The organism is Pseudomonas sp. HT11, assembly GCF_044875395.1.
GTDB lineage: Bacteria > Pseudomonadota > Gammaproteobacteria > Pseudomonadales > Pseudomonadaceae > Aquipseudomonas.
Genome location: NZ_CP173217.1, coordinates 4,902,637 through 4,927,774, shown reverse-complemented (window position 1 = coordinate 4,927,774; position 25,138 = coordinate 4,902,637). Strand labels below are relative to the sequence as shown.

The 25,138-nt window shown below is 61.7% G+C and carries 30 protein-coding genes and 1 pseudogene; 17 read left to right on the top strand and 14 right to left on the bottom strand.

The features are described 5' to 3' along the window. The first annotated feature begins 15 nt into the window (after window positions 1–15). The 5 genes from ABWL43_RS22785 to ABWL43_RS22765 all read left to right on the top strand — a co-directional run bounded on the left by ABWL43_RS22785 (window position 16) and on the right by ABWL43_RS22765 (window position 3,657). Window positions 16–1,029: an ABC transporter substrate-binding protein gene (locus ABWL43_RS22785; RefSeq protein WP_404484529.1), complete on the top strand. Its 1,014-nt coding sequence runs from the start codon at window positions 16–18 to the stop codon at window positions 1,027–1,029. Then, entirely contained in the window at window positions 1,029–1,955 is a 927-nt protein-coding gene (locus ABWL43_RS22780; protein ID WP_404484526.1) for an aliphatic sulfonate ABC transporter substrate-binding protein, read from the top strand. Before ABWL43_RS22785 ends, ABWL43_RS22780 begins: the two co-directional genes overlap by 1 nt. 282 nt (window positions 1,956–2,237) lie before the next feature. Next, window positions 2,238–3,242 (top strand): ornithine cyclodeaminase family protein, encoded by a 1,005-nt coding sequence (locus tag ABWL43_RS22775; protein ID WP_404484523.1) that lies wholly within the window; start codon window positions 2,238–2,240, stop codon window positions 3,240–3,242. After that, window positions 3,239–3,499, top strand: a complete 261-nt coding sequence (locus ABWL43_RS22770) for an aromatic amino acid lyase (protein ID WP_404484521.1) — start codon at window positions 3,239–3,241, stop codon at window positions 3,497–3,499. The genes ABWL43_RS22775 and ABWL43_RS22770 overlap by 4 nt, the downstream gene beginning before the upstream one ends. Before the next feature lie 20 nt (window positions 3,500–3,519). Continuing rightward, a complete protein-coding gene (locus ABWL43_RS22765; RefSeq protein WP_404484518.1) occupies window positions 3,520–3,657 on the top strand; it encodes a hypothetical protein in 138 nt (45 codons plus the stop codon). Between the two features lie 125 nt (window positions 3,658–3,782). Here the strand turns inward: ABWL43_RS22765 and gstA are convergent, their stop codons facing one another. Continuing rightward, complete coding sequence (gstA, locus tag ABWL43_RS22760) at window positions 3,783–4,385, bottom strand: glutathione transferase GstA (protein ID WP_404484515.1); 603 nt, start codon at window positions 4,383–4,385, stop codon at window positions 3,783–3,785. 96 nt (window positions 4,386–4,481) lie between these two features. On the opposite strand from gstA, the gene ABWL43_RS22755 reads away from it, so the two are divergent. The 3 genes and pseudogenes from ABWL43_RS22755 (at window position 4,482) to ABWL43_RS22745 (ending at window position 6,839) form a co-directional block, all read left to right on the top strand. Next, window positions 4,482–5,351: a LysR family transcriptional regulator gene (locus ABWL43_RS22755; RefSeq protein WP_242196301.1), complete on the top strand. Its 870-nt coding sequence runs from the start codon at window positions 4,482–4,484 to the stop codon at window positions 5,349–5,351. Window positions 5,352–5,519: 168 nt separating this feature from the next. Beyond that, window positions 5,520–6,296 (top strand): annotated as a pseudogene (locus tag ABWL43_RS22750) (PAS domain-containing protein); the annotation flags it as partial. Further along, complete coding sequence (locus ABWL43_RS22745; protein ID WP_370004803.1) at window positions 6,270–6,839, top strand: methyl-accepting chemotaxis protein; 570 nt, start codon at window positions 6,270–6,272, stop codon at window positions 6,837–6,839. The pseudogene ABWL43_RS22750 and the gene ABWL43_RS22745, both read left to right, overlap by 27 nt. Window positions 6,840–6,955: 116 nt before the next feature. On the opposite strand, the gene ABWL43_RS22740 is transcribed toward ABWL43_RS22745, so the two are convergent. The 5 genes from ABWL43_RS22740 to ABWL43_RS22720 all read right to left on the bottom strand — a co-directional run bounded on the left by ABWL43_RS22740 (window position 6,956) and on the right by ABWL43_RS22720 (window position 11,060). Further along, complete coding sequence (locus ABWL43_RS22740) at window positions 6,956–7,492, bottom strand: hypothetical protein (protein ID WP_145159481.1); 537 nt, start codon at window positions 7,490–7,492, stop codon at window positions 6,956–6,958. A gap of 133 nt (window positions 7,493–7,625) precedes the next feature. Further along, window positions 7,626–9,041: an MFS transporter gene (locus ABWL43_RS22735; protein ID WP_404484512.1), complete on the bottom strand. Its 1,416-nt coding sequence runs from the start codon at window positions 9,039–9,041 to the stop codon at window positions 7,626–7,628. A 139-nt stretch (window positions 9,042–9,180) separates the two neighbouring features. Continuing rightward, entirely contained in the window at window positions 9,181–9,918 is a 738-nt protein-coding gene (locus ABWL43_RS22730; RefSeq protein ID WP_404484509.1) for an NAD-dependent epimerase/dehydratase family protein, read from the bottom strand. Between the two features lie 15 nt (window positions 9,919–9,933). Further along, window positions 9,934–10,566, bottom strand: coding sequence for a glutathione S-transferase family protein (locus ABWL43_RS22725; protein ID WP_262210169.1), 633 nt, complete (start codon window positions 10,564–10,566; stop codon window positions 9,934–9,936). A gap of 59 nt (window positions 10,567–10,625) precedes the next feature. Next, the gene (locus ABWL43_RS22720) at window positions 10,626–11,060 is read right to left on the bottom strand and encodes a PACE efflux transporter (RefSeq protein WP_404484506.1); all 435 of its coding nucleotides are present in this window, start codon (window positions 11,058–11,060) and stop codon (window positions 10,626–10,628) included. Between the two features lie 109 nt (window positions 11,061–11,169). Between ABWL43_RS22720 and ABWL43_RS22715 the strand changes: the two genes are divergently transcribed. Next, the gene (locus ABWL43_RS22715; RefSeq protein WP_242196286.1) at window positions 11,170–12,045 is read left to right on the top strand and encodes a LysR family transcriptional regulator; all 876 of its coding nucleotides are present in this window, start codon (window positions 11,170–11,172) and stop codon (window positions 12,043–12,045) included. A gap of 134 nt (window positions 12,046–12,179) precedes the next feature. On the opposite strand, the gene ABWL43_RS22710 is transcribed toward ABWL43_RS22715, so the two are convergent. Both ABWL43_RS22710 and ABWL43_RS22705 read right to left on the bottom strand, forming a co-directional pair. Continuing rightward, complete coding sequence (locus ABWL43_RS22710) at window positions 12,180–12,413, bottom strand: DUF6124 family protein (protein WP_404484503.1); 234 nt, start codon at window positions 12,411–12,413, stop codon at window positions 12,180–12,182. Window positions 12,414–12,869: 456 nt separating this feature from the next. Then, the gene (locus ABWL43_RS22705; RefSeq protein WP_404488477.1) at window positions 12,870–13,901 is read right to left on the bottom strand and encodes a LacI family DNA-binding transcriptional regulator; all 1,032 of its coding nucleotides are present in this window, start codon (window positions 13,899–13,901) and stop codon (window positions 12,870–12,872) included. A 212-nt stretch (window positions 13,902–14,113) separates the two neighbouring features. Between ABWL43_RS22705 and ABWL43_RS22700 the strand changes: the two genes are divergently transcribed. After that, entirely contained in the window at window positions 14,114–14,647 is a 534-nt protein-coding gene (locus ABWL43_RS22700) for a gluconokinase (RefSeq protein ID WP_017139216.1), read from the top strand. 84 nt (window positions 14,648–14,731) lie between these two features. Beyond that, window positions 14,732–16,084, top strand: coding sequence for a GntP family permease (locus ABWL43_RS22695; protein ID WP_106578477.1), 1,353 nt, complete (start codon window positions 14,732–14,734; stop codon window positions 16,082–16,084). Between the two features lie 120 nt (window positions 16,085–16,204). On the opposite strand, the gene alaC is transcribed toward ABWL43_RS22695, so the two are convergent. After that, window positions 16,205–17,422: an alanine transaminase gene (gene alaC / locus ABWL43_RS22690; protein ID WP_242196280.1), complete on the bottom strand. Its 1,218-nt coding sequence runs from the start codon at window positions 17,420–17,422 to the stop codon at window positions 16,205–16,207. Between the two features lie 197 nt (window positions 17,423–17,619). On the opposite strand from alaC, the gene ABWL43_RS22685 reads away from it, so the two are divergent. After that, on the top strand, window positions 17,620–18,102 hold the full coding sequence (locus ABWL43_RS22685; RefSeq protein ID WP_242196277.1) for a GyrI-like domain-containing protein: 483 nt from the start codon (window positions 17,620–17,622) through the stop codon (window positions 18,100–18,102). Between the two features lie 38 nt (window positions 18,103–18,140). Here ABWL43_RS22685 and ABWL43_RS22680 read toward each other — a convergent pair whose 3' ends face one another. Both ABWL43_RS22680 and ABWL43_RS22675 read right to left on the bottom strand, forming a co-directional pair. Continuing rightward, the gene (locus tag ABWL43_RS22680; RefSeq protein WP_404484498.1) at window positions 18,141–18,746 is read right to left on the bottom strand and encodes a pyridoxamine 5'-phosphate oxidase family protein; all 606 of its coding nucleotides are present in this window, start codon (window positions 18,744–18,746) and stop codon (window positions 18,141–18,143) included. Between the two features lie 21 nt (window positions 18,747–18,767). After that, a complete protein-coding gene (locus ABWL43_RS22675) occupies window positions 18,768–19,256 on the bottom strand; it encodes an N-acetyltransferase (RefSeq protein WP_242196272.1) in 489 nt (162 codons plus the stop codon). A 147-nt stretch (window positions 19,257–19,403) separates the two neighbouring features. Here ABWL43_RS22675 and ABWL43_RS22670 point away from each other — a divergent pair, with 147 nt between their 5' ends. The 4 genes from ABWL43_RS22670 to ABWL43_RS22655 are packed head-to-tail and all read left to right on the top strand — an operon-like array spanning window position 19,404 to window position 21,934. Continuing rightward, entirely contained in the window at window positions 19,404–19,823 is a 420-nt protein-coding gene (locus tag ABWL43_RS22670) for a YybH family protein (RefSeq protein ID WP_404484495.1), read from the top strand. A 42-nt stretch (window positions 19,824–19,865) separates the two neighbouring features. Further along, entirely contained in the window at window positions 19,866–20,210 is a 345-nt protein-coding gene (locus ABWL43_RS22665) for a YciI family protein (protein WP_242196266.1), read from the top strand. A gap of 27 nt (window positions 20,211–20,237) precedes the next feature. Beyond that, window positions 20,238–20,714: an SRPBCC family protein gene (locus ABWL43_RS22660; RefSeq protein ID WP_404484492.1), complete on the top strand. Its 477-nt coding sequence runs from the start codon at window positions 20,238–20,240 to the stop codon at window positions 20,712–20,714. Continuing rightward, window positions 20,711–21,934 carry an RNA polymerase sigma factor gene (locus ABWL43_RS22655; RefSeq protein WP_404484489.1) on the top strand — a complete coding sequence of 408 codons (1,224 nt, stop codon included), beginning with the start codon at window positions 20,711–20,713 and terminating at the stop codon, window positions 21,932–21,934. The genes ABWL43_RS22660 and ABWL43_RS22655 overlap by 4 nt, the downstream gene beginning before the upstream one ends. Before the next feature lie 62 nt (window positions 21,935–21,996). Here ABWL43_RS22655 and ABWL43_RS22650 read toward each other — a convergent pair whose 3' ends face one another. Further along, the gene (locus ABWL43_RS22650) at window positions 21,997–22,851 is read right to left on the bottom strand and encodes a LysR family transcriptional regulator (protein WP_145159448.1); all 855 of its coding nucleotides are present in this window, start codon (window positions 22,849–22,851) and stop codon (window positions 21,997–21,999) included. An 88-nt stretch (window positions 22,852–22,939) separates the two neighbouring features. Between ABWL43_RS22650 and ABWL43_RS22645 the strand changes: the two genes are divergently transcribed. Further along, a complete protein-coding gene (locus ABWL43_RS22645) occupies window positions 22,940–23,380 on the top strand; it encodes a multidrug/biocide efflux PACE transporter (RefSeq protein ID WP_370003788.1) in 441 nt (146 codons plus the stop codon). Here the strand turns inward: ABWL43_RS22645 and ABWL43_RS22640 are convergent. Continuing rightward, on the bottom strand, window positions 23,367–24,272 hold the full coding sequence (locus ABWL43_RS22640) for a LysR family transcriptional regulator (protein WP_145159444.1): 906 nt from the start codon (window positions 24,270–24,272) through the stop codon (window positions 23,367–23,369). The two genes, ABWL43_RS22645 and ABWL43_RS22640, sit on opposite strands and share 14 nt — an antisense overlap. Before the next feature lie 50 nt (window positions 24,273–24,322). After that, on the bottom strand, window positions 24,323–25,081 hold the full coding sequence (locus tag ABWL43_RS22635) for an SDR family NAD(P)-dependent oxidoreductase (protein ID WP_404484484.1): 759 nt from the start codon (window positions 25,079–25,081) through the stop codon (window positions 24,323–24,325). Window positions 25,082–25,138: the final 57 nt, after the last annotated feature.

Below are 25,138 nucleotides of genomic sequence, written 5' to 3'. Positions count from 1 at the left end.
TCCAAGAGGCTACTCATGAAAACACTAAAAAACCTGCTCGGTGGTTCGCTGCTGGCACTGACCGTCCTGGCCCACCCGGCCCACGCCGCCGACGCCGTCAAACCGATCCACTTCGGCGACATCACCTGGGAAAGCGGCAGCCTGATCACCGAAGTGCTGCGCCTGATCGTCGAAAAAGGCTACGGCCTGCCCACCGACACCTTGCCCGGCAGCACCGTGAGCCTGGAGGCCGCGCTGGCCAAGGACGACATTCAAGTGATCGGCGAAGAGTGGGCCGGGCGCAGTCCGGCGTGGGTCAAGGCCGAAGGCGAAGGCAAAGTGTTCGGCCTGGGCGACACGGTCAAAGGCGCCACCGAAGGCTGGTGGGTGCCGGAATACGTGATCAAGGGCGACGCCGAGCGCGGCATCAAACCCCTGGCGCCGGACCTCAAGTCGGTCGCTGATCTTGCGCGCTACAAGGACGTGTTCCGCGACCCCGAAGACCCAAGCAAAGGCCGCTTTCTCAACAGCCCCACCGGCTGGACCTCGGAAATCGTCAACAGCCAGAAGCTCAAGGCGTATGCCCTGACTGACACCTTCGTCAACTTCCGCACCGGCTCCGGCGCGGCGCTGGATGCCGAAGTGGCGTCGTCGATCCGCCGCGGCAAACCGGTGTTGTTCTACTACTGGTCGCCCACCCCGCTGCTGGGGCGTTTCAAGCTGATCAAACTGGAAGAACCGCCGTTCAACGCCGAGGCCTGGAAAACCCTGGCCGACGCCAATAACCCGCACCCCATCGGCACCCGTTCGATGCCGGCGCACCTGGCGATTGGCGTGTCGGCGCCGTTCAAGGCGCAGTACCCGCAACTGGTCACGTTCTTTGAAAAAGTCGACCTGCCGATCGACCTGCTCAACGGCATCCTTGCGCAGATGAGCGAGAAACGTGAACAGCCACGCCAGGTCGCGCTGGCGTTCCTCAAAGAGCAGCCGAACGTCTGGCAGCAATGGGTGCCGGCGGATGTCGCGGCCAAGCTCAAGGGAGCCCTCTGATGCTCAAAGCCCTCGCTGTTGTGGTTCTTTCGCTGGTGGCCAGCCATGTGCTCGCCGCCGAACCTTCCACGTTGCGCATCGGCTACCAGAAAAGCTCGGTGAGCATGGTGCTGGCCCGCGAGCACAAGTTGTTTGAAGACGCGCTGCCCGGCACCCAGGTGCAATGGATCGAATTCCTTGGCGGCCCGCCGCTGATCGAAGCACTGAACGGCGGCAGCCTGGACATCGGCAACATCGGCGACATCCCGCCGATCTTCGCCCAGGCCGCCGGCATTGATTTGCAGTACTTCGCAGTCGAGCCGAACGAGGGCAAGACCGAAGCGGTGTTGGTGCCCAAAGCCAGCACAATTCAGAGCGTGGCCGAGCTCAAGGGCAAGCGCGTGGCGCTGCTCAAGGGTTCCAGCGCACACAACCTGTTCCTCAAGAGCCTGCTGCGCGCCGGTTTGCAGTGGAAGGATGTCGACGTGGTGTACCTGTCGCCGTCCGATGGCCGTGCCGCGTTTGAACAAGGCAAGGTCGACGCCTGGGTAGTGTGGGACCCGTATTACTCCGCGGCCGTGGTCGACGGTTCCGCCCGCGTGCTGGGCGATGGCCAAGGCCTCAACCCGGCGGGCAGTTTCTTTGTGGTCAGCAGCCCGTTTGCCAAGCAGCACCCGCAAGCGGTTGGCACGATTATCAACACCCTGGCCAAGGCCCAGCGCCTGTCCCTGGACCAACCCGAGCAAAGCATTGCGCTGATGGCCAAGACCCTGGGCCTGCCACCGGCGGTGGTTAAAAGCTACTTCGAACACCGCTCACCTGCGCCGATTCGTCCGCTGGAAGCCGTCGACATCGCCAACCAGCAACGCACTGCCGACCTGTTTTTTGCCAATGGCCTGATCCCGAAGAAGGTCGATGTGCAGCAGATCGTGTTCAAGGCCCCCTGAATCCTGCGGCCAGCAAGCCTCCTGTGAGCGACCGGGCTTCCCGTGGCGAGCGGGGCTGTTGTGGCGAGCGGGCTTGCCCCGCGTTGGGCTGCGCAGCAGCCCCAAAACCATTCACCGCAGTATGTCAGGGGACGCGCGCAGGTCTGGAATGGGGCCGCTTCGCAGCCCAACGCGGGGCAAGCCCGCTCGCCACAACAAGCCCGCTCGCCACAGGAGGCCCACTTGCCACAGAAAGCCCGCTCGGCACAACCAGCTCTAAAACCTCCCATCAGTGAGCAGACCATGCAACCGATCTACATCGACTTTCTCAACGGCCTGGACATCGACGCGCTCAACCTGTCCAACGAGGAAATCCTCACTGCCATCCAGGCCAGCCTGGCGCTTCAGGGCCGTGGCGAGGCGGTGATCGAGCCGCGCACTCACCTGATTCCTGGCGGCGGCATCAACGGTCACTTCAACGTGTTGCGCGGCGTGCTCGGCGGCGACATCGGTTACGCCGGGGTCAAGGTGGTGGGCGACTTTGTCGATAACTACCGCAAGGGCCTGCCGTCGGAGTTGGCGATCCTCAACCTGCTGGACCCGGCCACCGGCATTCCCAAAGCCATCCTCGACGCCTCGGCAATCACTGACATGCGCACCGGCGCCGTCACCGCCATCGGCGCCAAATACCTCGCCCGGCCCGACAGCAAAGTGCTGGCGCATATCGGCGCGCGCGGCACCGCGTATTGGAATGTGCGGCTGCTCGACCATCTGTTCGATTTCGAGGAAATCCGCGTGCATTCGCGCCGCAGCGAAAGCCGCGAAGCCTTCGCCCAACGCCTGCGCCAGGACTTGGGCAAGCCGGTAATTGTCACCGACGACTGGGAGTCCGCCGTGCGTGGCGCCGACATCGTGGTCGAGGCCTCGCGCCTGGATCAGCCCGAGCCGTTGTTGCGCACCGACTGGATCAAACCCGGCGCCTTCGTCGTGCCCTACGGCACCATGAGCGCGGTGCAATTGTCGCTGACCGACATCATGAGCAAATTGGTGGTGGACGATTGGGGCCAGTGCAAAGGCGGGATGTTTGGCGCACTGCGCGCGCATGTCGATGCCGGCAAACTCAGTGCCGACACCCTGCACGCCGAGCTTGGGCAGATTGTCGCCGGCTTGAAAACCGGCCGTGAAAACCCGGAAGAAACCATCCTGTTCTGGCACCGTGGCCTGAGCCTCAGCGACATCGCCCTGGGCCATGCACTGCTGGAAAAAGCCCAGCGATTGGGCATCGGCCAGCGGCTGCGCTGGGCATGATCAGCTTCGATCCCCAAGGCCTGGCGTTGGCAGATCTGCTCGCCATTGCCCGGCACGACACACCGGCGCAGTTCAGCGCGCAAGCGCGCCAACGGATCGACGAAGGCCACCGCCTGCTGCTGAAACTGGCGGCCGAGGGCACGCCGATTTATGGCGTAACCACCGGGCTCGGTGCCGCGGTGGACACGCCGGTGGCCGATCGGGTGGAAGACTACGCCGGGCAGGCGCTGGCGGTGGTCGACAAGACCCGCCGGTAGACCTGCGTGGTGTATCGCGATTGGGGCAGGGCACGCGGCGGGTCCATGACGCGGTGCGCAGCCAAGTGGCGCATCTGGATCAGGACCGGTCGGGCTCGGTGGATGTGCTGGCGTTGAGTGCGTTCATCACCAATGGCAGCTTGAAACCCTTTCTTTGAAACGAAGCACACCAACTGTGGGAGCGGGCTTGCTCGCGAAGGCGGTGTATCAGCTGATGCATGTGCTGACTGACCCACCGCATTCGCGAGCAAGCCCGCTCCCACAGGGTTGATTGCATTTCAGGTCATGGATTTTCGGCAGCCAAGGCCTCGATCACAGCCTGGCGCTCACCCACTCTGTGTTGAAACGCCGCCAACGCCGGCCACTGTTGCAAATCAATAGCGTGGACACCCGCCCAACGCAGCACCACAAACAAATACACGTCCGCCACCGAATACTGCTCGCCCAGCAGGTAATCCTGACGCTCCAGTGTCTGCACCAGAATCGCAAAGCGCTTGAACAGCGTGGCCACAAACATCGCCCGCACTTCGCCTTGAATGGCCGGGTTGAAGAAAATCGCCAACCCGCCATGAATCTCGCTGGCGATAAAGTTCAGCCATTCCTGCAACCGCACGCGTTGCCAACTGCCATTGGCCGGGGCGAGCAGGGCGGCGGGTTTGAGGTCGGCCAGGTATTGCAGGATGGCACTGGCTTCGGTCAGCACATCGCCGTTGTCCAGTTGCAGCGCCGCCACGTAGCCCTTGGGGTTGATCTGCAGGAAGTCTTCGCCGTCGCCGAAGGTTTTAGCCTGGTTGTTCACCTGCACCAGCTCGAACGGCAGCGCCAATTCGCGCAGCACGATATGCGGGGCGAGCGAACAGGCGTTGGGGGAAAAATACAGTTTCATCAAAGGCGACTCCGTTGGGTTTGCGCCAGTCTCGCGGGCGTGGCACCGTGCGTAAAATTAAACCTGCAAACCCCATCCATAAGGACAGCTACTGCCATGATGAACCTGATGCACTGGCGCCTGCTGGTGGCCGTCGCCGACCACGGCAGCATCACGGCGGCTGCCGAACAGGTGGGCATGACGCAGTCCGCCGCCAGCCAGGCCATGGCGTCCATGGAGGCGACGCTGGGCGCGCAACTGTTTACCCGTGAACCGCGCAAGACGTTGCCCACAGCGCTTGGGCTCAATGTGATCGCGCAGGCGCGGGTGATGATGGGCGCGTTGCAGGCCATTCGCACCACGGTGGATGAAGCGCGCCCACTGCTGCGTGGGAACATTCGCATCGCCAGTTTTCCGAAGGTGCTGGCGACTTTTCTCGCGCCGTTGCTGCAGCGTTTCCGCCAGTTGAACCCGGGTATCGAGGTCACCACCCTGGAAGTGACCGACAGCGAAGTGCACACCTTGCTCGACGCGGGCCTGATCGATTTGGGCGTGGTGCTCAACCCCAAGCCCGAGCGCAACGCCACGGTATTGGGTCGCGACCTGTGGATGGCAGTGCTGCCATCCCATCATGCACTGGCGCAGCGCGCGGAGGATGCCAGCGTGGCGCTCGAAGCCTTGCTCGAACAACCCTTCGTACTGGCCACCGGCGGCTGTACCGCGAATGCCCGCAGCCTGGCGGCCGACGCCGGTTTGCGCCTGCGCGATATCCGCGTGGAAGTACGTGAATGGAGCAGCGCCTACAGCCTGGTGCGCGAGGGCGTCGGTGTCACGCTGGTGCCGGAAATGGCCTTGCCGGCGCAGCGCACTGGCCTGCGCGTGATGCCGCTGACGGTGCCGTTGTACCGTGAGTTTGCCTTGGTCGGTTCACCGACCCTTCCACCCTCGGCGGCGGTCGGTGCATTGTTAAAAATGCTGGCTGACTAGTGGCCTTGCATAGCGCCATGCCCTGTCTATGCTCACCCACAACCGTTGATGACGCTTGGCATGTAAAGCGATTCGGATGGTTTTTTCCCCATGACGGTGTGCCAGCAATAGCCAACTGAAGAATGGAATGCGCCGTCTCAGGCGCTGGGAATCTAGGGTGATCTGACCATGTTCAACCGCCATCACAAATCCGACCTGCAAGAAATCGAACGTTTTTCCTGTGCCCTCACCGAAGCCAACACCAAGCTGGCTGCCATCAGCCGTTCCATGGCGATGATCGAGTTCGACCGCAACGGCGTGATCCTCGACGCCAATCTCAACTTCTGCAAAACCATGGGCTACAGCGTGGAGGAGATTCGCGGCAAACATCACCGCATCTTTTGCGAAGAGGCGTACACCCACACCGAGACCTACGCCAAGCTGTGGCGCGACCTGGCGCGGGGGGAAGCGCTCAGTGGCACGTTCATGCGCCTGAACAAGCGCGGTGAGCAAGTGTGGCTCGAAGCCAGCTACATGCCGGTGCTGGACAGCAGCAATCAGGTGCTGAGCGTGATCAAAGTGGCGTCGGACATTTCTGCGCGGGTTCACCATGAACACGAGAACCAAAGCCTGATCGACGCGATCAGCCGGTCCATGGCCGTGATCGAGTTCACCCCACAAGGCCAGATCATCAACGCCAACGACAACTTTTTGCGCACCGTGCAGTATTCCCGCGAAGAAATCATTGGCCAGCACCACAGCATGTTTTGCCATCGCGGCGAAGTGGAAGCCCCGGCGTACAAGGCCTTTTGGGCCTCGCTCAACCGCGGCGAATACCATTCCCACCGCTTTGAACGCAAAAACAAGTACGGCAAAACCCTGTTTCTGGAGGCCTCCTACAACCCGATCTTCGATACCAATGGGCGCCTGTACAAAGTGGTGAAGTTCGCCAGTGACATCACCGATCAGGTCACCACCCTGCGTACCGCCGCCGACTCGGCCCATGCCACCTCAGTACAAAACGACGCCTGCGCACGCAAGGGCTCGGAGGTGGTGCAGCAAACCGTGCAGATCATCGAAGAGATTTCCCACGACCTGAACCAGGCCGCCCAGAGCATCGATGCGGTGAGCAAGCAGTCGGACATCATCGGCTCCATCGTGCAGACCATTCGCAGCATCGCCGAGCAGACCAATATGCTCGCGCTCAATGCGGCCATTGAAGCTGCGCGGGCCGGCGAGCATGGGCGCGGGTTTGCGGTGGTGGCTGATGAAGTGCGCAGCCTTGCGGCGCGTACCAGCCAGGCGACGGTGGAGATTGTGGAGGTGGTGCGCAAGAACCACGACCTGTCGCTGAGCGCGGTTTCGAGCATGCAGTCGAGCCTGAGCCGCACCGGGCTTGGGGTGGAGCTGGCGAATGAAGCGGGGCAGGTGATCCTGGAGATTCAGGAAGGGTCACGGCATGTGGTGGATGCGATCAGTCAGTTCAACTCGACCCTGCAACTGCAGTAAGCACGATCCCTGTGGGAGCTGGCTTGCCTGCGATAGCATCACCTGGGTGTACTTGATACACCGGGGTGCCTGCATCGAAGGCAAGCCAGCTCCCACAGTTTGATTGGCCGTGTCGGTTAAATCGCAGCCAGGGTCTCTTTCACCGACTGCGCCGGGTCCGTGGCTTTCGCCGCTACTTGCTGTTCTTGCTGCTGCTTCACACGATCAGCCACTTGCTTGGCAATCGCGTCCTGTTTTTCCTGCGGCATGGCTTGCACCTGCTCTTCGGTTAAACCCTGCTCCTTGAGCAGCTGTTCGCGAATGCGTTCGGCCGGGGATTTGTTCATGTAGTCGGTGAAGTCGGCGCGCGCGCTGCTGGTGGTCGAGCCGGCGGCAGGCACATCAGTGCTTGTTGCCGTCGTGGTGGATGCCGTCGTGGCGGTCGTTGCCGCCGTGCTGGCTTGCAACTGCACACGGGTCTTGGCAAAGGCTTCGTCGATACGGTCGTTGGCCTTGTCCAGGTCCTTCTGCGCGGCCGGTACGGTCACGCTTTGCTGCGCCGCTTGCAGGGCACCGCTGTACAGCGTGCTGGCGGCGGCATTGGCGGGGTCCATGTCGGGTCGCTTGAGCTGTTGGACGGTCGACACCGCTTGGGCGTTGTTGTTAACCAGCATGATCGGTCACCTGAGGATGTGTTCGGTGTTTCAGGTGGAGCAAATAGCATGCCGAGGGCGATGTGCCCGTTTTTATTGGGGATGACACCGCCGCCGCGGCAATCTTTGTCCCGTCGGCGGCCAAGGCTTGCCGTCAGTGCGCAATATTCTCCAGCGCCAGGTTACGCGTGCGCGGCCCGAACCAGCTGATGGTGATCATCACGATCAACATGCTGCTGGCGATAAACGCCAGCAGGCCCGGCGTGCCCAGGTGTTCGAGGATAAAACCGATCAGCAGGCTGCTGAACACCGTGGACAAACGGCTGAACGAATAGCAGAAGCCCACCGCCCGCGCGCGGATATTGGTGGGGAACAGTTCGCTTTGGTACGAGTGATAACTGAAGCTCAGCCAGGCGTTGCAAAAGGTGATCATCACCCCGCAGATCACCAGCCCCACCGCCGTGGTTTGCAGGGCGAACAGGCTGCCGAAGATCATCGCGCCCATGGCCGAGCCGACGATCTGCCATTTGTTTTCGAAGCGGTTGGCCACCTTCACAAACAGCAACGGGCCCAGTGGGTAGGCGAGGGTGATGATAAAGGCGTACAGCAAGCTGTGGGTCACGCTCACGCCCTGGCCAGAGAGCAACGCCGGCAACCAATTGCCGAAGCCGAAAAAGCCGATGGCCTGGAACACGTGAAACACGATCAGCATCAACGCGCGGCGGCGGTAAGGCGGTTGCCAGATATCGGCAAAGCGGCCGTTGCCCTGCACGCTGACGGCTTCGGGTTCGGGTTCATCCAGCGCTTTGCCGTGGTCTTTCTGGCAGCGTGCTTCCAGGCGGTCCATGATCTGCCCGGCTTGGTCAAAACGGCCTTTCTGCGCCAGCCAGCGCGGTGACTCCGGCAGACGCTTGCGCAGTTGCCAGATAAACAGCGCAAACACTGCACTGCTGAGCACCACCCAGCGCCAGCCGGACACCCCGAACGGCGCCTGGGGCACCAGCCACCATGACATCAACGCTACCGCCGGCACTGACAAAAACTGGATGAAAAACGCGAAGGCAAAGGCCGAGCTGCGCATGCGCTTGGGCACCAGTTCCGAAAGGTAGGCGTCGATGGTCACCAGTTCGATGCCCAGGCCAATGCCCACCAGAAAGCGCATGCAGATGATGCCCAGAGCGGAAGTCTGAATGCCCATCAACACCGTGGCGACGGTGTACCAGATCAACGCAAAGGTGAAGATCGCCCGACGCCCGAAGCGGTCGGCAATGGGACTGAGCAGGCTGGCGCCGAGGAACAGGCCGAGGAAGGTTGCCGAGGCGAAAGCGGCCTGGTCGGAGAACCCGAATACGCCCTCGCTGCCGGTGTGGAAAATCCCGTCGCTGATCAGGCCGGGGCTGATATAGGCGGTCTGGAACAAGTCATACAGCTCGAAAAAACCGCCGATCGACAGCAACGCCACCAGGCGCCAGAGCGTGGCGACGGCGGGCAAGCGGTCAATGCGCGCGCTGATGTGGGCGGCACGGATCGGGTCAATGCCGTCCGTGGCTGAGGCGGTGAGTGTCGACATGGGCGGATTCCAGGGGCAGTGACCTGGAATCTTAGCGGGCTAACGTAAACCGGCGCTTGTGAAATTGCGTGCGCCACGGCACGCAATTGCCGATTTATTGCGCCAAGCCTTCAGGTTTGAAGGTTTTATGGCGCAAGGGTCAGTAGGTGATGGGCATCTCGAAGGTCTGGAATGCATCGTCCACCGGCTGATAGCCCAGCACCCGTGTGGTTTCGCTCAGGTCCAGGCGCTTGAAGCGGTTATTGGAAATGCCGTGGGCGATCAGGTGTTTGACCCCTTCGACTTCAACCGAGCGTTGCAGCAATTGCACGGCGTCACGCGGGCTGAGCCAGGCGCTGAGGTCGCGGGCGTTGTTCAGGTCGGGGGTTTGGCGCGATTCGAAGGCGCCGATGCGCAGGGCAATGGTCGACAGCGCAGTTTTTGCCGCGTAGTAGCTGCACAGCGCCTCGCCGTAGCATTTGCTCACGCCGTAGAGGTTGGCGGGCATGACCTGCATGCCGGGCGTGATCTGCCGATCAACCGGGTAGCCCTCGATGGCTTGCGCGCTGCTGGCGTACACCAGGCGTGTTACGCCCGCGGCCACCGCGGCTTCGAACAGGTAGGTGGTGGCGAGGATGTTGTTGGGCAGCAGCTCCTCGAACGCAGCACTGGCGTCGGGGATGCCGGACAGGTGCACGATCACGTCGATGCCATTGAGCAGGCCGGCCAGGCTGGCTTTGTCGCTGAGGTCGGCGTTGATGTAACGGTGCTCGCCCAGGTCAAAGTCCGGGGCGATGCGGTCAGTAAGGGTGAAGCGGTAGCGGTCTTTCGAGGCTTCGAAAAATACCTTGCCGATTCTGCCGCAGGCGCCGGTGAGCAATACGTTGAGTCCTTTCACGGGGGTGTCCTTGTTTCAGTTATGACCGGCGAGGGCGAAGGTCTGAAAGCCCGGGCGTTGGCTGAGGCGCTGGTAGTAGGCCGCCACTGCGGGGTAGGGCGGGCGCTCCATGGGGGCGTTCTGCCAGCGATGCACCGAGAGGCCGATGAGGATATCGGCGAGGGTGAATTCGTCGCCAGCCACGTAGGCGCCGGTCTTGGCCAGCTGTTGCTCCAGCAGGCCCATCTTGTCATTCCATACCTGCACGGCGGCGGCAATCTGCGCCGGGTCGAGACCGTCCGGGTTGTTGCGCACCAGAGCGGTGAACGCATCGCTCCAGGCGCGGTTGAGTTCGGTGGCTTGCCAGTCCATCCACTGCTCGACCCGAGCGCGTGGCGCTGGCTCGGCGGGCAACAGGTCGTGGCGTTGGTAAAGGCCTATCAGGTAGCGGCAGATGGTGTTGGATTCCCACAGCACGCCGTGGTCGTCGATCAGCACCGGCACCTGGGCGTTGGGGTTCAGGGCGAGGAACTCGGCCGACTGGGTGGGTTTGAAACCGATGCCCCAGTCTTCGCGCACGTAGTCGATGCCCAGTTCCTGGCAGGTCCAGAGCACTTTGCGCACGTTGATGGAGGACGTGCGACCCAGGATTTTCAGTGAGTGTCCCATGGTACTTCCCTGACGATGGAGATGACCCATGGGAATCTATCAGGGGTAAACCTTCGACGCTACGCGGTTGTGGCCGGCCGCGCCGACGCGGGCAAACCGAACGTGCGGTCGAACAGCCAGTTGAAGGCAAACGTGTAGCAGGGAATGAACAGGATCAACGCCAGGTCCAGCATAAACGCCTGCACCAGGCTGACCTTCATCCACCAGGCGATCAGCGGAATCAGGAAGACGATCAGCGTCAGTTGAAACCCGACCGCGTGGGCAATCCGCCGTTTGACGGTGCGCGTGCGGTCGGCCTGGCGGCCTTCCCAGCGCTCGAACAGTGAGGTGTAAATGAAGTTCCAGGTGACCGCGATGGTCGTGATGACGACCGCCAACGGCCCTGTGCTGGAGGGGTGAGTGCCCGACAGCAGCGCCAGCCCGAGCGCCGAGAAGGTCATGCCGATCAGCTCGTAGAGCGACACATACACCAGTTTGCGTTTCACGCCTTGCATACCACTTCCTCTTTTCTACGTGACAGGAACCTCAGAGGGCGCAGACCATAGCGTCAGCTTGGCTGATACTAAAAGTCAGAAGGTTTCAGTTTTATTGATAGGTGGCGCGATGAGTTTTACCAGCGACAGTGTCCAGTTGTTCTTGGCGGTGGTGGAGCGCGGCTCGTTTTCGGCGGCAGCGCGGGCGTTGGGCAAGGTGCCTTCAGCGGTGAGCATGGGCATTGCCAACCTTGAAGCCGAGCTGGGTTACCCGTTGTTCGATCGCAGCCACCGCGAGCCGGTGCCCACCGACTTGGCGCTGGCGTTGATTCCCCATGCACGGCTGATGGCCGAGCAACTCAAACAGTTGCAGGTGCATGCGTTGCAACTGTCTCAGGGGCTGGAGAGCAAGCTGTCGATTGGCGTGGGCGCCGACATCAATACGCGCCGCCTGCTGGCCGCCATTGGCGAACTCAGTGAGCAATTCCCGTTGCTCGACATCGAAGTGCTGACCGCCCCGCAAGATGACGTTTTGCAGCTGCTGCACAGCGGCCGGGTGCAGCTGTGCCTGGCCTATGCGGGGTTGAGCGTGAATGTGCTGGAGCGGTTTCAGTTTGTCGGCAGCGAGCAACTGATGGCCTGTATCAGCCCGCGACACCCCCAGGCGGGCGGCGAACCGTTTTTGGAAGACTTGGTGCGGGTGCGACAGATTCTGGTGGCCGGCCGGGACTTGCCCCTCAGCGATCGTCGGCCACTGGTGGGGCAATCCTATTGGCGGACCGACACCCTGGGCATGGCGCTGGAGATGGTGGAAGCCGGGCTGGGCTGGGGCAACTTCCCGCAGTCGGTGGTGGCGCCGTTGCTGGCGGCGGGGCGCTTGCGGCGCTTGAACTTCAAGAACATCGAGAACGGGCTGGCGATGGTGGTGAATGCGGTGTGGTTGAAAAATCAGCCGTTGCACAGAGGAGCGTCGGCATTGGTAAAAATGCTGGCTTCAGCGGATTAACCCTGCCCTCAAGTGGGCACGGTAAAGGTGGGAGCGGGCTTGCCCGCGAAGGCGGTGGGTCAGTCAGCCCATGTGTAGCTGACCCGCCGCCATCGCAGGCAAGCCAGCTCCCACATGTTTAACCGCGCTGGGCGTCAGGTGCGCGGTGTTTGCTGGTCCATGGCTTTGCCTACCATGAGCACTGATAGCTCGCTCAATTGATGAATGGCGAGGGCTACGTCGCGGTGCTTGCCAGTGAGGTCATCGGAGAGGTCGAGCAACAAGGCGCTGACGGAACAGACGGTTTCGTAGCTGTTGGTCAGCAGGGATTCGATGGGTGTATCGGGGATGATGGTGAAGAGCGTATTCGGGGGATTGACGCTTTGCATGATTGAAGTACCTGGTTTGTGCCAACACCCGCATCGCTACTAAACAAGTTGGGTGGCAACTGTACGCAGGTTAGTAGACCGGTAATCCCACACAAACCCGGCGCGCCCGAAGGCGCCCTACGCACAGCCGCCATAGTTGGCTTGTGCATATTGTGTTGGGAGGTTCGGGCTACTAAACCCGGTCACCGAGAAATTCAGCGACCGGCAAACCCTAAAGACCACCACCCAAGCGCACAAGCCGGCGGATTCTGACGTAAGCGTAGGCAGCCGGGCAAGGCGCTGACCGCAATGTCAGCCGCGTCCTACAGGCGTCCTACATCTCAAGTGGGCACGGTAAAAAAGGTGGGAGCTGGCTTGCCTGCGATGGCGGTGAGTCAGTCAACACATCATTGCCTGACACTGCGCCATCGCAGGCAAGCCAGCTTCCACACGTTGAGTGTGTCTGGCCTTCAAAAATCAGGTGCTCTCGCGCACTTGCAACTCAAAGCCCATGTCCACCACCGGCTTGGCGATCTTGTTGCCGGCCATGATCGTCAACAGGTGCTCTGCCGAACGCCGGCCAATCGCTTCACGCGGTGTGCTGATGCTGCTCAAGCGCGGCACCATGAAAGAAGAGGCGGGCAAGTCGTTGAAACCCAACACGGCCACGCGCTCCGGCACGTTGATGCCGTGGCGCAGGGCTTCGAGCAGTGCGCCTTGGGCCAGGTCGTCGTTGCCGAAGAAAATCGCATCCACGTCCGGATGCGCCGCCAGTAACTGCAGAAACAGCTCGCCACCCAAACCCACGGAGGAGGGGCGCGGCGTCAGCAATTCCAGCGCCGGGTCATACATACCGGCGTGTTGCAGCGCGCGGCGGAAACCTTCACCGCGCAGCAACGTACGCTGGTCCAACTGCGCGCCGATGTACGCCAGGCGCTTGCGCCCACGCGAGATCAAGTGCGCCGCCGCCGTTTCACCCGCGGCCAATTGCGAGAAGCCCACGCAGTTCACGCCGGCATTCGGGTCCAGGTCCATCATGTACACACACGGCACATTGCTGGCCTCGACCATCCGGCGCGCGCTTTCGGTGCGGTCAAAGCCGGTCAGCAGCAACCCGCGTGGCTGGTAGGCCATGTAGTTGCGCAACAGGTTTTCTTCTTCGTCGCGCGAATAGTGAGAGTTGCCGATCAGCACTTCAAAGCCCTTGGGCCGCAGCACTTGGTGGATGGCTTCCAGGGTTTCGATAAACAGCAGGTTGGACAGTGATGGCACGATGACCACCACCGAGTGGCTTTGCGCCGAGGCCAGGGCGCGGGCGGCGGGGTTGACCACGTAGTTGAGTTCGGCGGCGGCCCATTGCACTTTTTCCACCAGCTCGGTGGCCACGGTGCTGATGCCACGCAGGGCGCGCGAGGCGGTGATCGGGCTGACGCCGGCCAGGCGGGCTACTTCATTGAGGGTCGGGCGACCGGTGGTGCGGGTATTTTTATCGTTCTTGGAGGTCATCAGGCGGTTGCCAAACAAAAATCGAGGCACTAAGGTAGCGCTGTCTCCAAAAGGCTGCAAATGCTTGAACGCAGGGTTGCCTGATCCGGTTCAACGGTTTCGGAGAGGATGCACGCGTCACTCCATAAAAATGACAAGTCGGCGCGGGAAAAGCCTGTTTTTGCACTAGCCTTACGGCGTGCGAAGGTAGCGCTATCTGCGTCCTGAGGTGTTTCATGAGTCAACCTGTTACCGCCCTGGTCATCATGGGTGTTTCTGGCTGCGGCAAGTCCAGCGTCAGCGAAGCCCTGTGTCGCCTGAACGGCGCCACCGCCATCGAAGGCGACAGCTTTCACCCCGCCGCGAACATCGAAAAGATGAGCGCCGGCCATCCCCTCAACGACGACGACCGCGCCGGCTGGCTCGACATCCTGTGCGATGAACTGCGTCGCTCGCTCAAAGCCGGCGAGCATCCGGTGCTGACCTGTTCGGCGCTGAAGAAAAAATACCGCGACCACCTGCGCGAAGCCGCGCCGGGCCTGGGCTTTGTGTTCCTGGAGTTGACCCGTGCCGTGGCCGCCGACCGCGTGTCCCATCGCCCCGGCCATTTCATGCCGGCCAGCCTGATCGACAGCCAGTTCGCCACCCTTGAATCGCCCGTGGGCGAGCCGCTGACCCTGGCGCTCAACGCCAGCGAAGACAGCGTCGAGGACCTGGCCGAGCAAACCAATGCCTGGTGGCTGCAACACGGCTTTGAACCAACCCATTAATTTTTTGCCGGAAAAGATAGCGCTATCCCCGGCAGGAAATTCAACACCCGCTTTAATAACAACAACAAACAGGAGAGACCCCCCATGTTTGGCATGTCCCACGAGTCTTACCTGCTGCTAGATGCAGTGGTCACTATCATCGGGCTGATCTTTTTGATCACCAAGTTCAAGGTGCACCCGTTCATTGCACTGATCATCGCGGCCGGCTTCCTCGGCCTGACCTCGGGCATGCCCGTGGACAAGATCATCAAGGCATTCCAGGACGGCTTTGGCGGCGTGCTCGGCTTTGTCGGCATCATCCTCGCGCTGGGCACGATGCTCGGCAAAATGATGGCCGAATCCGGCGGCGCCGATCAGATCGCGCAGACCTTGATCCGCGCCTTCGGCAAAGAAAAAGTCCAGTGGGCGATGATGTTCGCCGCGTTTCTGGTGGGCATCCCGCTGTTCTTCGAGATCGGTTTTGTATTGCTGATCCCGCTGGTGTTTATCGTTGCGCGCCGCACCGGTGTGTCGCTGATCAAAATCGGCATCCCGCTGCTCGCCGGCCTTTCGGCGGTGCACGGGCTGGTGCCACCGCACCCGGGCCCGCTGCTGGCCATCGGCGTGTTTGGCGCCGACATCGGCAAGACCATCCTGTACGGCCTGATCGTTGCCCTGCCGACCGCTATCATTGCCGGGCCGATTTTCGGTACGTTTATCGCCAAGTACATTCCGGGCAACCCGTCCCAGGAACTGGTCGATCAACTGGCCCGCGAGCCCGAATCCAAAGACCTGCCGAGCTTCAGCATTACCCTGATCACCGTGCTGCTGCCGGTGTTCCTGATGCTGCTCAAAACCTTCGCTGACGTCGCGCTGCCGGACGGCCACGCCATTCGTAACTGGATGGACATGATCGGTCACCCGATCACCGCGTTGCTGCTGGCGTTGCTGCTGTCGCTGTACACCTTTGGCCATCGCCAGGGCATTCATTCCAAGCAAATCCTCAAGCTGCTCGACGCCAGCCTGGCACCGACCGCGGCGATCATTTTGATCATCGGCGCCGGCGGCGGTTTCAAGCAGATGCTGGTGACCAGCGGCGTGGGTGATGTGATCGGCCATATGGCGGTGAACGCGCAGATCAACCCGATTTTGCTGGCGTGGTTGGTGGCGGCGGTGATTCGCGTGGCGACTGGTTCCGCGACCGTGGCGACCATTACCGGCGCAGGCATCGTGGTGCCGGTGGTGGGCATGATCCCAGGCGTGAACCGTGAGTTGCTGGTGTTGGCGACGGGCGCAGGCTCGCTGGTGTTGTCTCACGTCAACGATGCGGGTTTCTGGCTGGTGAAGCAGTACTTCAACATGACCGTGGTCGAGACGTTCAAGACCTGGACAGCGATGGAGACCATCCTGTCGGTGGTGGCGCTGATCTTTATCATGTTGCTGTCGATGGTGGTGTAACAGGCACACCGCAAAACAAATGTGGGAGGGGGCTTGCCCCCGATGGCAGTGGACCAGTCACCCGATGCAGTGACTGACACTCTGCTATCGGGGGCAAGCCCCTCCCACATTTTGACCGAGTTATGCCCCGGTTTTGGGTACCAACCCATCCGCGCGGAACATCCCGCGAATCCCGCGCACCGCCTGACGAATGCGGTCCTGGTTTTCGATCAGCGCAAAGCGCACATGATCGTCCCCATACTCACCAAAGCCGATGCCCGGCGACACACACACCTTGGCTTCCAGCAGCAATTTCTTGGCAAATTCCAGCGAGCCCATGGCGGCATACGCGTCGGGGATCTTGGCCCAGACGTACATCGACGCCTTCGGGTTCTCCACCATCCAGCCCAGTTCATGCAGGCCCTTGACCAGCACATTACGGCGCTGGCGGTACTGCTCGGCGATGTCTTTGACGCACTGCTGATCGCCTTCGAGCGCCGCAATCGCCGCCACCTGCAGCGGGGTGAAGGTGCCGTAGTCGTGGTAGCTCTTGATGCGCGCCAGCGCGTTGACCAGTTCCGGGTTGCCGACCATGAAACCAATGCGCCAGCCGGCCATGTTGTAGCTCTTGGACAGGGTGAAAAACTCCACCGCAATGTCCTTGGCGCCCGGCACTTGCATGATCGACGGGGCTTTCCAGCCGTCGTAGACGATGTCGGCGTAGGCCAGGTCGTGCACCACCAGTACGTCGTACTGCTTGGCCAGGGCGATCACCCGTTCGAAGAAGTCCAGTTCCACGCACTGCGCGGTGGGGTTGGACGGGAAGCCGAGGATCATCATCTTCGGCTTGGGGATCGAGCCACGAATGGCGCGTTCCAGTTCAGCGAAAAAATCCACCCCCGGAATCAGCGGCACCGAGCGCACCTGGGCGCCGGCAATCACGGCACCGTAGATGTGAATCGGGTAGCTGGGGTTGGGCACCAGCACGGTGTCGCCCTGGTCGAGGGTGGCGAGCATCAAGTGCGCCAGGCCTTCTTTGGAGCCGATGGTGACGATGGCTTCCGTTTCCGGGTCGATGTCCACTTCATAGCGGTCCTTGTACCAGCGCGAGATCGCCCGGCGCAGACGCGGAATGCCTTTGGAGGTGGAGTAGCCGTGGGTGTCTTCACGCTGGGCGACGGTGACCATTTTTTCCACGATGTGGGGAGGCGTGGCGCCGTCAGGGTTACCCATGCTCAAGTCGATGATGTCTTCGCCGCGCCGACGCGCAGCCATCTTCAGCTCGGCCGTGATATTGAAAACGTAAGGGGGGAGTCGATCTATGCGCGCAAAGCGGCGCGGCGAACCTTGGTCTGCCATTGTTGCCTCAAGAGTACGTAAGCGCCCGGAACCGTCCGAGCGACGTCGGCCACTGCGGTGGCCTGCGGGGCAGACAATACGGTCGATGATGGCCAGTTGTCCAGATGGCGCAGGAAAAATTTCTGATTGGGGTGAGGCGTCAATATGCCCCTATACTCGATGCGGGTTTGTGCCCTCACAAGAAGGAGACTGTTCAGATGGATCAGCAGACAAAACTACCCTTGCAGCCACGCCTGGAAGAGGGCAAAGCCCTGGTGATTGCCGGGCTCAAGGGCCATTACGACAAAGCCACCGTGGGGGATATTCCCAAGTTGTGGGAAGTGCTCGACGGCAACATCAAAGACATCAGCAAGCGCGTTGACCGCCAGATGTATGGCGTGTGCTACAACGCCAAGCAAGGCGAGTTCGACTATCTGGCCGGCGTTGAAGTACCGGCAAAAAGCGATGTGCCCAGCAATTTCCAGTCAGTTGAATTGCCTGCCCGCCATTACGCGGTATTTGCGCACCACGGCCCGGTGCAAGCGCTTGAGCAGACCTACGAGCGCATCATGTTCGAGTGGCTGCCACACTCGGGCTACAAGGTGGCCGGGGCGGATTTCGAGCGCTACAGCGCGGATTTTGATGCACGCAAAGGCACGGGTTCCGTTGAGATCTGGATGCCGGTCGAAAAGAAAGCCTGATGACTCACAGGGGCCGGCGCTCCGGCCCCACAGGTCCTTCAATACAGCGTGGCCTTGACCCGCTCCGGCATTTCCCGGTCGTACGCCTCGGCGTCAAACTGCCCATCATTGAGCCGTTTGTGAAACGCCCCGGCCGACGGCAATGCCGAACGGTCCAGGTGCTTCTCGGGGTTCCAGCAGTCCGAGCGCACAAACGCTTTCGAGCAGTGGAAATACGCGGCTTGCACCTGCACCAGAATCACCGAGCGCGCAGGCTTGCCATTCACCGCAAAACTCTCCAGCAGCTCGGGCTCGATGCAAATCTGCGCCAGGCCATTCACGCGTAAGGTCTCGCCAATGCCCGGGATGATGAACAGCAATGCGATGCGTGGGTCCTGCACCAGGTTGCGCAGGGTATCGAGGCGGTTATTGCCCGGCCGATCCGGGATCGCCAGGGTGCGCTCATCCACAATTCGCACAAACCCCGGTACATCGCCGCGCGGCGAGCCATCGATGCCTTCCGGCCCGGATGAACTGACCACCACCAGTGGCGACGCCCGCACCATGGCCTGGTAATCCTCGTTGAGAAACGGGATCTCCTTGCGCACCGCCCGCTCGTGCGGGAGGCCGTAGAGGGTTTCGAGTTGTTCCAGGGTTGTCAGCATGTTCACCACCTCCTTATCGTTTCAAAACACTAACGCCAGCCGGCGCTCATGGCCAATCCGGCCCTTATACGCCTCGCCGCTGTCGACCCAGCCCGCCGCCAGATACAGGCCCATCGCCGCCACATTCTGCGCGTCCACCGACAACTCCAACGCTTTGATCTGCGGCCACGCGCGCAGGGCCGCCGCCGGCAGCGCCTGCAAACAGGCTTTGCCAAACCCACGGCCCTGCTGATGCCGATCAACCTGCAACGCATGCAGCGTGGCGCTGTGTTCATCGGCCCAATGAGGCAGGCAGGGCGGGCGTTTAAGCAGCAGGAAAGCGACGGGCACGTCATCGGCGAGCAGGGCGAAGCCCTTGATGGCGTTGGGGCTGGGATTGACCAGCAGGCTGTTCAGCGCGCAGTAGATATCGCCTGAATACGCCAGTTGCTCGGGATGCACTTGCAGGGTGTCGAGTTGCTGTTTTTGCACAAGGTTCAGCGTCTCATAGGGCACGAGGCGGGTTTCCATCCAGGGCGCATCCCAAATCCTACAAAGAGGCGTGGATTCTAGCGGGTTTGCGCGTAGCGAAATTATTTTTCAACGCGCTGTCGATTTACCCACAGCGCGTTCGACTAAGGGTGTCCCACGTGATTTTCCACCCTCAGGAGTATCGCCATGAGCACTGCAATCACCCGTCTGATCGATGAATGGCAGCAAGCCGTGCTGGCCCGTGATATCGACAAAATTGTCAGCTTTTACGCCGACGATATCGTCTCGTTCGACGCCGTCACCGCGTTGCAATTCAAGGGCAAGGCGGCCTACCGCACGCATTGGGAAGACTGCATGAAACACTGCCCCGGCCCCGGCATTTTTGAGTTCCATGAGCTGCATATCGTCGAGGCACCCGAGAGTGCGTTTGCCCATTGGCTGGCCCATTGCGGCGGTGCCGGGCCGGATGGCGTGATGAAGGCCTGCTGGATGCGGGTGACCGCCGGTTACCAGCGCATCGAGGGTCAATGGCGCGTGGTGCATGAGCATTGGTCAGCGCCCTTCGACATGAACAGCGGCAGCGCATTGTTCGACCTGAAACCCTGACCGCCACGAACTATAGTCAGTAGTCCGAAAACGGAGACGCCCATGAAATACCTCTGCCTGATCTACAGCGACGAGCAGGTGTTGCACACCTCGCCGGACAGCCCTGCGGACCCCGAGTGTTTTGCCTATGCCGAGGCCATCCAGGCCAGCGGGCGCATGCTCGCCGCCGAGCCACTGGAGTCGGTGAGCACCGCCACCACCGTGCGCATGCGCAATGGCAAGTTGTCGATCACCGACGGGCCGTTCGCCGAGACCAAGGAGCAGCTCGCCGGGTTTTACCTGATCGAGGCCAAGGACTTGAACGAAGCGATCCAGGTGGCCGGTGGCATACCGGCGGCCAGGGTCGGCAGTGTGGAAGTACGCCCCGTGCGTGAATTGAATCTCTGAAAACAACAACCACAAGAGGTTTATCCCATGACAACGCCAATTGCCGAATTTGAACTGTCCATCAGCCGCTTGATCGACGCCCCGCGCAACCGTGTGTTTCGCGCCTGGACCGAGCCTGCCTTGTTGCAACAATGGTGGGGACCCCACGGCATGACCACGCCAGAGTGCGAAATGAACCTGTGGGTCGGTGGCCTGTTTCGCACCCTGATGCGTGCACCGGATGGCGCCGAGTATCCGACCCAGGGCGTGTTCCTGGAGATCCAGGCGCCGCGCCGGCTGGTGTTTACCGATGCTTACTCGCCAGGCTGGGTGCCGTCGGGCAAGCCGTTCATGACCGCCGAAGTGACCTTCGAAGAGGTCGACGGCAAAACCCTCTATACCGCTCGCGCCATGCACTGGAGCGAAGCCGATAAACAGGCGCACGAAGCCATGGGGTTTCATGACGGCTGGGGCCAGAGCCTCGACCGCCTGGTGACGCTGGTGACCCAGGGCATGCCCGATTGACGCCTGAACTGGAGGCGATCTACCGCAGCGAGTCACGCCGCGTGCTCGCCACGCTGATCCGTTTGCTCGGTGATTTCGACCTCGCCGAAGAAGCCCTGCACGAGGCGTTCTTCGTCGCGGTCGAGCGCTGGCAGCACGACGGTGTGCCGAGCAATCCACGCGCCTGGCTGGTCTCGACCGGTCGTTTCAAAGCCATCGACCGCCTGCGCCGCCAGGCCCGTTTTACCCCCTTGTTGCAGGAGCAGGCCGACGCGCTGGAAGCGGCCGCGTGGAGTGAGGACGACGTGGAAGACGACCGCCTGCGCCTGATGTTCACCTGCTGCCACCCGGCGCTGGCGCCTGACGCCCAGGCGGCGCTGACCTTGCGTGAGATCTGCGCCCTCAGCACCGAAGAAATCGCCCGCGCCTTTCTCGCCACGCCCACCACCATCGCCCAACGCATCGTGCGCGCCAAGGCCAAGATTCGCGAAGCGAAGATTCCCTATCAGGTGCCGTCCCGCGACGAATTGCCCGAGCGCCTGGACAGCGTGTTACGCGTGGTTTACCTGGTGTTCAACGAGGGCTATTCGGCGTCGATGGGCGTGAACCTTACTCGGGAGGACCTGACCCGCGAAGCCATTCGGCTGGGGCGCTTGCTTGTGGAACTGCTGCCAGAGCCGGAAGTCATCGGCCTGCTGGCGCTGATGCTGTTGCACGAATCACGCCGAGCGGCGCGCACCTCGGCCGACGGCGAGTTGGTGTTGCTGGATGAACAGGACCGTGGGTTGTGGGACGCGTCCTTGATTGCTGAAGGCTGCGCGCTGGTGGAGCAGGCGTTGAGCACACGGCGTTTTGGCCCGTATTGCCTGCAAGCCGCCATTGCGGCGGTGCACGCCGAAGCGTCGAGCGCGGGGGAGACGGACTGGCCGCAGATTGTCGGGCTCTACGACGTGTTGCTCAGGGCGGTGGCGTCGCCGGTGATCGAGTTGAACCGCGCGGTGGCGCTGGCCATGCGCGATGGGCCGTGGGCAGGCCTGCAGGCAGTGGAGGCAATTTTTGCGCGAAGCGAGTTGCTGGATTACCACTGGGCACATTCGGCGCGTGGGGAGTTTTGTCGGCAATTGGGGCGTAGCGAACACGCCCGTGCTTCGTACGAAAAAGCCCTGTCACTGACTCAGCAAACCCCAGAAAAGCGCTTTTTAGAGCGGCGCCTGGCTGAACTCAAATCCCCCAGACAATAAGGATCAACCCTGTGGGAGCAGGCAAGCCAGCTCCCACATGCAAACGCGTTGTCTGGGGGCAATCACTCCAACATCTTGCCGAGCAACCAACTTCCCGCCGGCCCCGGCGGGTGGTGCCTTGACCACAGCGCATCCACCGCTACCGAGCGTGGCCAACCACGGGCCTTGAGCTCCACCAGGTGGTCGCCGCCAAAACGCTCCACCAGCCAGCGCGGTATCGGTGCCCAGCCGAACCCCAGCTGCGCCATTTCCATCAACATCAGGTAACTGGGGGCCGACCACACGCGCCCAGTGGCACGGATTTCATTCGGGTTGATGATGCTGGCCAGGCGCAGCTCGCGATGCTGCTGCAAGGTGTTCACGCAGATGTTTTTCAAGTGGGCCAACGGGTGTGAAGGCGCAACGAACAGCGCAATTTCGGTGCGCTCTTCCACGGGAGCGCCCGTCAGGTCGGGCGGGTAGGTGTCCTGTTGCTCGATAAACGCAATCTGCGCTCGGCCGCTCTGCACCAGGGCGACCAAGTCTTCGCACTCGGCGATCAGGCATTCCAGCTCAAGGTCCGGGTAGCGCTGTTCAAACGCTTTGAGGGCGATTTCAAAGCGGTCGGACTGGTAAGTATCGGACATGGCGATGGTCAACTTAGGCTCCAGGCCCTGTGACAACTGGCTCGCCGCCAGCGCCAGACGGCTGCTGGCCTCCAGCACCTGCTCGGCGCGTTGCAACAACACGTGGCCGGCCGGGGTGAGCGTTGGCTTGCGGCTGCTGCGATCAAACAGCGTCACATCCAGGTCAATCTCCAGACTCGCGACCGCCGCGCTGACCGTGGACTGGCTCTTGCCCAACTTGCGCGCCGCGGCGGAAAAAGAGCCTTGGGTGGCCGCTTGGACAAACGCCTGCAGCACTTCATGAGAGGCCATGAGTATCGCCTTGATCGATGGTTATTAGTTATGAAGTATCGATTCAAAGGGTAATCATGGCAACCGTCGTCACTCACGGAGCCGGGCCATGAACCCTACCAAGTCGATTACTGAACGTGTTTGCCAAGCCATTGGTTTTGAGGGTTTGGCGTTGTTGATCTGCACCCCGTTGCTGGCGTGGATCATGGACAAGCCCGCCCTGGAGATGGGCATGGTCACCCTGGCGATCAGCCTGATGGCGCTGACCTGGAACGTGATCTTCAACGGCCTGTTCGACCGCCTGAAGGCCCGCTGGAAACTCGCCAATAACGCCTGGACGCGTGTGCTGCACGCGTTGATGTTCGAGGGCGGCCTGATTCTGATGTGTGTGCCGTTGATCGCAGCGTGGCTGAACATCAGCCTGATGCAGGCGTTTATTCTCGACATCGGCGTGCTGCTGTTCTTCCTGCCGTACACCTATGTGTATCACTGGGGCTATGACGTGCTGCGGGAAAAATTCGTACAGCGCCGGCTGGTCAGCCAAGCTTGAGCGAGGCGACAAACTCCAGAAACGCCCGCACCTTGGCGGCGGGCAAATGCCGCGACGGGTAGTAGGCGTACAACGGAAAACGCTCGTCCGGCCAGTCGGGAAACAACTCCACCAGGCTGCCGGCATTGAGCGCCGGCGTCAGGCCTAGGTCGAGCATTTGCGCCACCGCGTGCCCGTGTTCACACACGCTGTACAAGGTGCTGGCGTCGTTGACCACCAAGCGCCCGTCGGTGCGCACGATCACCTGCTCGCCCTTGCGGTGGAACTCCCAGGCAAACGGGCGGCCGGTCTGCGAGTCGCGAAAGTCCAGGCACATATGCCCGGTTTCCAAGTCTTGTGGCGTGGCCGGTCGGCCGTATTGCTCAAGGTAAGCGGGGGAGGCCACGGTGAGCACGCGCACTTGCATCAATTTGCGTGCGATCAGCGAGGAGGATTGCGGGATGCCGAAGCGAATCGCCACGTCAAAACCGTCGGCGACCAGGTCGCCGAGTTGGTCGCGGGTGTGCAAGTCCAACTGCAATTGCGGGTAGCGGCGCATGAAGTCGCCCAGCACCGGGCCCAATACCAGGCGCGAAAAGTACGGGTCGATATTCACCCGCAAGCGCCCGCGTACGGTCAATGCACTGTCGGCGGCGGAGCTGGCGGCCTCTTCGAGACCGGCCAGCAACGGCGCGATTTGCTGATAAAAACGTCGGCCTTCGTCGGTCAGTTGCACCGAGCGCGTGGTGCGGTCGAACAGGCGAATCCCCAGGCGCTTTTCCAGCCGCGAAATTGCCCGGCTGACCCCCGAAGGCGTCATGTCCAGGCTGTCGGCGGCGCGGGCAAAACTGCCGCTGTCGACCACGGCTGCCAATACGCCCATGCCGCCGGCCAAACCTGGATCGAAACTCATCGGTGATTGCCTGTCTGTGACTTGAAGGCATTAATGCTAGCGCACAATGCCTACAGAAACATGCCGCCCGAAGCTTCGACGCGTTGCCCGGTGATCCAGTGGCTGCCATCGGCCAGCAAGGTCGAGATCGCGCCGCCGATGTCGTCTGGCAAACCGGCACGGCCCAGCGCGGTGTTGTTGGCGACCATTGCGTTGAGGTCCTTGTTGTCGCGCACCGCGCCGCCGCCGAAGTCGGTGGCGATGGCGCCCGGTGCCAGGGTGTTGACGGTAATGCCGCGCGGGCCCAACTCTTTGGCCTGGTAGCGCGACAGCACTTCAACCGCGCCCTTCATCGAGGCATACGCCGAATACCCTGGCAGGCTGAACCGCGCCAGGCCGCTGGAGATATTGATGATGCGCCCACCATCGCTGATCAGCGGGAGCAATTTTTGCGTGAGGAAAAATGGCGCCTTGAGGTGGATCGCCACCAGGCGGTCAAACTGTTCTTCGGTGGTTTCGGCGAAGCTGGCGTGAGCGCCGATACCGGCGTTGTTGATCAGAAAATTGAAGTGATCCTGTGCGAAAACATCCTTGAGTACTGTGCTGATATCGCCGACGAAGTCATTGAAAGTGCCGCTTTGGCTGACATCCAGTTGCAGCATGGCCGCACGGCCACCCAGCGCTTGAATCTGTTCCACCACCGCTTGGGCGTCGGCTGCGGCGCTGTGGTAGGTGCCGATGATGTCGACGCCCTGTGCCGCCAGGTGCAGCGCTGCGCTTTTGCCCAGGCCGCGGCTGGCGCCAGTGATGAGTGCGATTTTACGGGTCATGGTGCAGTCCTCGTGTGTGATCAGTGGGAGTGAGTGTATTTGTCCGTTCGTAACGTG